The organism is Candidatus Sororendozoicomonas aggregata (assembly GCF_031528575.1).
Classification (GTDB): Bacteria; Pseudomonadota; Gammaproteobacteria; order Pseudomonadales; family Endozoicomonadaceae; genus Endonucleibacter; species Endonucleibacter aggregata.
In genome coordinates this window covers 1-4,920 of sequence record NZ_JAVLSP010000153.1, presented here as the reverse complement: position 1 = coordinate 4,920, position 4,920 = coordinate 1, and the positions used below count along the sequence as shown (strand labels likewise).

The following is a 4,920-nucleotide window of genomic DNA, read 5'->3' as shown; positions in this document are numbered from 1 at the left end:
CGTCAAATAGCCCCACTATTATCCTCAGAAGCAGAAATTTTTATCCTCAATTTCTCGTAATCCTCGCTACGGGCGCTATTCTCGGTCAGGCTCCTAGCCGCGGAAGCGCAGGGGCAAGCAGGTTTAAATATAGGAATCATGCAGTGTCTAACGTTATTATTACCACCGGCAGTAAAGTCACCCTTCACTTTTCCCTGAAGTTGGAAGACGGTGCAATCGTGGACAGTAACTTTGAGGGAAACCCGGTTAGTCTGATTATTGGTGACGGTAATCTTCCAAAGGGCTTTGAGAAACAACTACTCGGGCTGGCAGCCGACGAGAAAAAAAGCGTGACGGTGCCACCAGAAGATGCCTTTGGTATGCCAAACCCCAATAATATACAAACCATTGCCCGCGACGCATTTGGTGTCGATATGGCGCTCGAAGAAGGGCTGGTGGTATCTTTTTCCGATGCCGGCAATACCGAGCTGCCAGGGGTAGTGCGATGCTTTGATGAAGAAACCGTTGAAGTTGACTTTAATCACCCGTTAGCGGGGCATGCTTTGCAATTTGATGTGCAGATTCTGGATGTAGTGACCGTTAACTGATCTTTCGGAGGTTGTCTGAAAAAGTTGTCTGAAAAAGTTGTCTGAAAAAGTTGTCTGAAAAAGTTGTCTGAAAAATCTACCCGAAGCGAGGACAGTAAAAGTGGAGGGAAAAATCAGCTTTAGTAAAGGCAGTGACGGACTATTTACCGAGTAAAACGGATTTTCAGACCCGTTTATCGCGCGGCGCGGTTGTAGCGCGACGTTTAAGACGGCTTCCAAAACAGGCTCCTAGCCCGGATATTTCATAAACTTCCTTAGAGCCGCAAGGAGCAAGCAAGGCCAGGAGCATGTTTATGAAATATCCGGGCTAGTATAAGGTGCAGGTGAGTTAAGCTACCCTACCTGCGCCTGTTAGTATTTAGTGATTAGAGTGAACCATGAAAGTAAAGCTAGCCAATCCCAGGGGTTTTTGTGCCGGTGTCGACAGGGCGATTGAGATTGTCAATCGTGCCCTGGATGTGCTGGGGCCGCCGGTTTATGTCCGCCATGAGGTCGTGCATAACAAGTTTGTGGTGGAAAGCCTGAAGGAGCGGGGCGCTATCTTTGTGGACGAGTTAGATGAAGTTCCTGATGATAAAGTTGTGATCTTCAGTGCCCACGGAGTCTCCAAAGCCGTTGAGCAGGAGGCCAATCGCCGTGGCCTTAACGTTTTTGATGCCTCCTGCCCCCTTGTCAAAAAAGTCCATATTGAAGTGGTGCGCTATTCCCGCGAAGGCCGGGAGTGCATTCTGATTGGTCACGAAGGCCACCCGGAAGTCATCGGTACCATGGGGCAATATGATAATAGCAATGGCGGCCACATGTATCTGGTGGAAAATGAAGCAGATGTCAGTCGTCTGGTGGTAAAAGACCCTTCGCATTTGTCTTATGTAACGCAAACCACCTTATCCATGGACGATACAGCGCGCGTTATCCAGTCATTGCGTGCACGCTTTCCGAAGATTCAGGGGCCGCGTAAGGATGATATCTGTTATGCCACACAAAACCGCCAGGATGCTGTGCGTATGCTGGCCAGGGCCTGTGACCTGGTACTTGTCGTCGGTTCCGTCAATAGCTCCAACTCTAACCGCCTGCGAGAGCTGGCAGAGCGGGAAGGGTGTGAAGCGTATCTGATAGATAATGCCACCCATATTAAAAACCACTGGCTGGAGGGTAAATCATCTGTTGGTGTGACGGCAGGGGCTTCTGCGCCTGAAGTGCTGGTGAAAGAAGTGATTGATTTTCTGGGTAGGCAAGGCGCTGATGCCGTAAACGAACTCGATGGCAAGCAAGAAAATATTACCTTTACAATCCCTAAGGAATTGCGTTTAAAGGCTGTGGCCGATCACTGAGAAAATATCGTACGACGATCAATACAACAACAAAAAAGGTGGCTGTCAGCCACCTTTTTTATGGGTATCACGTTGTTGACATCAGGCAGCGGTGAGTTTCTTTTTACCTTTTTTGCCTTCCAGTACATTATTGTTACTGTCGCCAATGGCAATTTTACGCGGCTTGATGGCTTCGGGAATTTCACGCTCCAGCTCAATATGGAGCAAACCATTGATGATGGTAGCACCGGTGACTTTAACATAGTCTGCCAGCTGGAAGTGACGTTCAAAGTTGCGTTCGGCAATGCCTTGATACAGGTATTGACGCTCAGTGTCTTCCCGCGCTTTTTTCCCCTGAACCGTCAGCACATTTTCGCGTGTTTCAATCTCCAGCTCGTCTTCACCAAAACCTGCCACTGCCATGGAAATACGGTATTGGTTTTCTTCCAACAGTTCAATATTGTAGGGAGGGTAGCCATTTTGATTAGTACTGGCCTTAATATTTTGTAGCATGTGGGCAACACGGTCAAAGCCAATAACAGAACGGTATAAGGGGCTGAAGTCAAAATCGATAGTACGCATGGTTATATCCTCATAATGAGCAATAGGGAGCAGCCGGTCTTTCCTGGGAACAGACCTGTCAGTATCAACGCTCTGGGATAATATCACTCGGTGATTAGAGCCATTGACATCAATCTATATAGGGGCGAATTTTTGTTTTCCAACCCCGCCCATAAAAAAATTAATTTCTGTCAGTAGTCTTATACTAATCGCTCTTTTTATTCTTTTGCGAAACGAGTAGTGGTAATGTCGTTATCGAGCATACGATCATCGTCAAACAAATAGCGACCTGTAAAACTTTCACCATGCAGGAGCCGTGGTAACCATAAACGGTCGTCTTCCCACATTTCGTTATAGGGAATATCATCCAGAGCAAACCACAGAGGAATAGCTTCATCGGTTTCAGTGGGCGTTCCGGTATAGTCTGTGGCGATATAATTGTGTACATGAATAGAGTAGCCATCCACAAACTGGAACCGGCTTTCGCCCTGGTGCTGCAGGTTAATGGGAGTGATACACAGCTCCTCCTGTACTTCGCGGATGGCGCACTCAAGGGGCGTTTCACCCGCCTCCAGCTTCCCGCCCGGGCCATTGATTTTTCCCGCACCCAGGCCACGTTTTTTTCTGATCAGTAAAATCTGCTCATTTTTAACAATAAACGTCAATGTTGCTGTGTGTTTGGGAACCCAGCGTTTCCAATCAATATCATTGAGCGTTTGGTAAGTCGAAGTCATTGGTCTTATTCATCAGCCAAAGAAATAATGATCAGATGCATGAATCCAAAGCCTCAGGAGCCTGTTGGACTTATGCTTTCTAGCATAAAATTCAGTAGGACGAGTCAGAATTTTCGATCAATTTGTGCGAATAGTTGACCTATTTAATTAAGCAAATTGATCGGAAATTCTGGCCGCACTTTCTCGCGGTTTCTCGCGCTTTCTGGATTTTAGGCCGAAATTGTCTTAAGTCCGACAGACTCCTCAGCATCAAGCCATCACCGTTTGGAAACTAATGAGAAAAGCTGCCTGCTTTTGTCATCGGTTGCAGCACATAAGCAGTCTATCCATAAAAGCGTGTGAGCCGCTATCTCAGATAACCACCGCAACAGCATTGTTAACAAGTGCGATGGGGGTAATTCCTACTATAATTAATCGTCGGGCATTCTTATGCCAGAATCGGGCCAATTGTACAATAAAAAGTACAATAAAAAGCATAAAAAAAGCATAGATCGCGACGTGAATATGGCCGGCAATATCATGACAGAGGCAGCAGGCTGTTCGTTTCCGCTGAAGGATGCACACGGTAGGTAGCTGCTGCCTGAGAAGCCTCTCCTACTTTAGTTGGGGAGAGGTCTTATACATTGGCAAGCAGTAGGCTTCGCCTGTGATCATTTACCCGAAAAAGCGGTGATTGCTATGCCTGATACTGATAATAGCGTTCATAGTTCCGGTTATAAGTACAATAACCTTTCTTTATGCTTTAAGGGGACGGCAAGCCATCCAGACATTATTTTTACTCGCGGTTTTAAGCTAGGCGAATGTAGCAAGCATGATAATGAGGACTCAAACCTGATGCTTGAAGATTGCAGGTTTGATCGCATGCCCTTCGATGCGAATTACTATATTCGTCTTAACGGGCGTATTGATGCGGCGGCTATTTTTCCCACTCGTAAGCGTGGCGAACTGTATCCAGGCGAAACGACATTTATTTACTTTATCTATGTTCCCCTGGAACACTTGCGCAAATTTTCCAACTACACGCTGAGTCGGATCGTATGGGCGCGTGAGTTGCTTACCGAGAAGCAGGGTGTCACCAGTGAAATGATTCAGACCAACTGCGTTCAATTTTTTCAGGATGAGAAAGGCTGTAGCTCTGATATCCCCCCTGAACTGATTGCCGGAGCATTACATATTTCAAGACGTCGTGGGTCAGGGAATGTACATAAGGGTTACTATGCGGGACACCGGTACAGCCCCAATGATTCATGTATGCTTCCGCAGCAGTACAAGGATGCGTGCAAGACTCTCGCTGAGAGGGCTATAGGGGAATCGGCAAGAAAACTGGCTTCTGTAACGGACGCTTCAGGGCTTGAGAAAAAGAGCTCTAACAACCCCGGGCTGCCTGAACTATCCCGTTATTTTATGCCTCCCTCTTCCCCTCCCCCTGGTCCTGAGCCCGGCTTTTGGGAAACATGCTGTATGCCGTACCGTTGCGATACCGAAGAGCCACCATACCGTCAGGTGTGAGTGTATCGACGGCAGGTTTGATATAAGCTTTACAGGGTGAAGATAAGGAGGGATACGGGACGGTGCCGTGGCATTGAAATATGATGCAGTCCTTGTATCCCTTGCACCTTGTCTGTCATGCCTAGGAGGCTGACCGAGAATAGCGCCCGTAGCGAGGATTACGAGAAATTGAGGATAAAAATTTCTGCTTCTGAGGATAATAGTGGGGCTATTTGACGA

At 47.2% G+C, this 4,920-nt stretch carries 5 protein-coding genes; 3 read left to right on the top strand and 2 right to left on the bottom strand.

Going from position 1 to position 4,920, the window contains the following annotated elements; genetic code table 11:
* The first annotated feature begins 143 nt into the window (after positions 1-143).
* Positions 144-587, top strand: coding sequence for an FKBP-type peptidyl-prolyl cis-trans isomerase (locus V4C51_RS17100; protein WP_330927388.1), 444 nt, complete (start codon positions 144-146; stop codon positions 585-587).
* 377 nt (positions 588-964) lie between these two features.
* Entirely contained in the window at positions 965-1,918 is a 954-nt protein-coding gene (ispH, locus tag V4C51_RS17095; RefSeq protein ID WP_330927387.1) for a 4-hydroxy-3-methylbut-2-enyl diphosphate reductase, read from the top strand.
* A gap of 81 nt (positions 1,919-1,999) precedes the next feature.
* On the opposite strand, the gene V4C51_RS17090 is transcribed toward ispH, so the two are convergent.
* Both V4C51_RS17090 and V4C51_RS17085 read right to left on the bottom strand, forming a co-directional pair.
* Positions 2,000-2,479: an Hsp20 family protein gene (locus V4C51_RS17090; RefSeq protein WP_330927386.1), complete on the bottom strand. Its 480-nt coding sequence runs from the start codon at positions 2,477-2,479 to the stop codon at positions 2,000-2,002.
* A 197-nt stretch (positions 2,480-2,676) separates the two neighbouring features.
* On the bottom strand, positions 2,677-3,192 hold the full coding sequence (locus tag V4C51_RS17085; protein ID WP_330927385.1) for an 8-oxo-dGTP diphosphatase: 516 nt from the start codon (positions 3,190-3,192) through the stop codon (positions 2,677-2,679).
* A 678-nt stretch (positions 3,193-3,870) separates the two neighbouring features.
* On the opposite strand from V4C51_RS17085, the gene V4C51_RS17080 reads away from it, so the two are divergent.
* Positions 3,871-4,701 carry a hypothetical protein gene (locus tag V4C51_RS17080; RefSeq protein WP_330927384.1) on the top strand — a complete coding sequence of 277 codons (831 nt, stop codon included), beginning with the start codon at positions 3,871-3,873 and terminating at the stop codon, positions 4,699-4,701.
* Positions 4,702-4,920 lie beyond the last annotated feature (219 nt).

Coding starts and splice junctions, on each gene's coding strand:
- ispH (WP_330927387.1), top strand. CDS start 965: ATGAAAGTAAAGCTAGCCAATCCCAGGGGTTTTTGTGCCGGTGTCGAC.
- V4C51_RS17090 (WP_330927386.1), bottom strand. CDS start 2,479: ATGCGTACTATCGATTTTGACTTCAGCCCCTTATACCGTTCTGTTATT.
- V4C51_RS17085 (WP_330927385.1), bottom strand. CDS start 3,192: ATGACTTCGACTTACCAAACGCTCAATGATATTGATTGGAAACGCTGG.
- V4C51_RS17080 (WP_330927384.1), top strand. CDS start 3,871: ATGCCTGATACTGATAATAGCGTTCATAGTTCCGGTTATAAGTACAAT.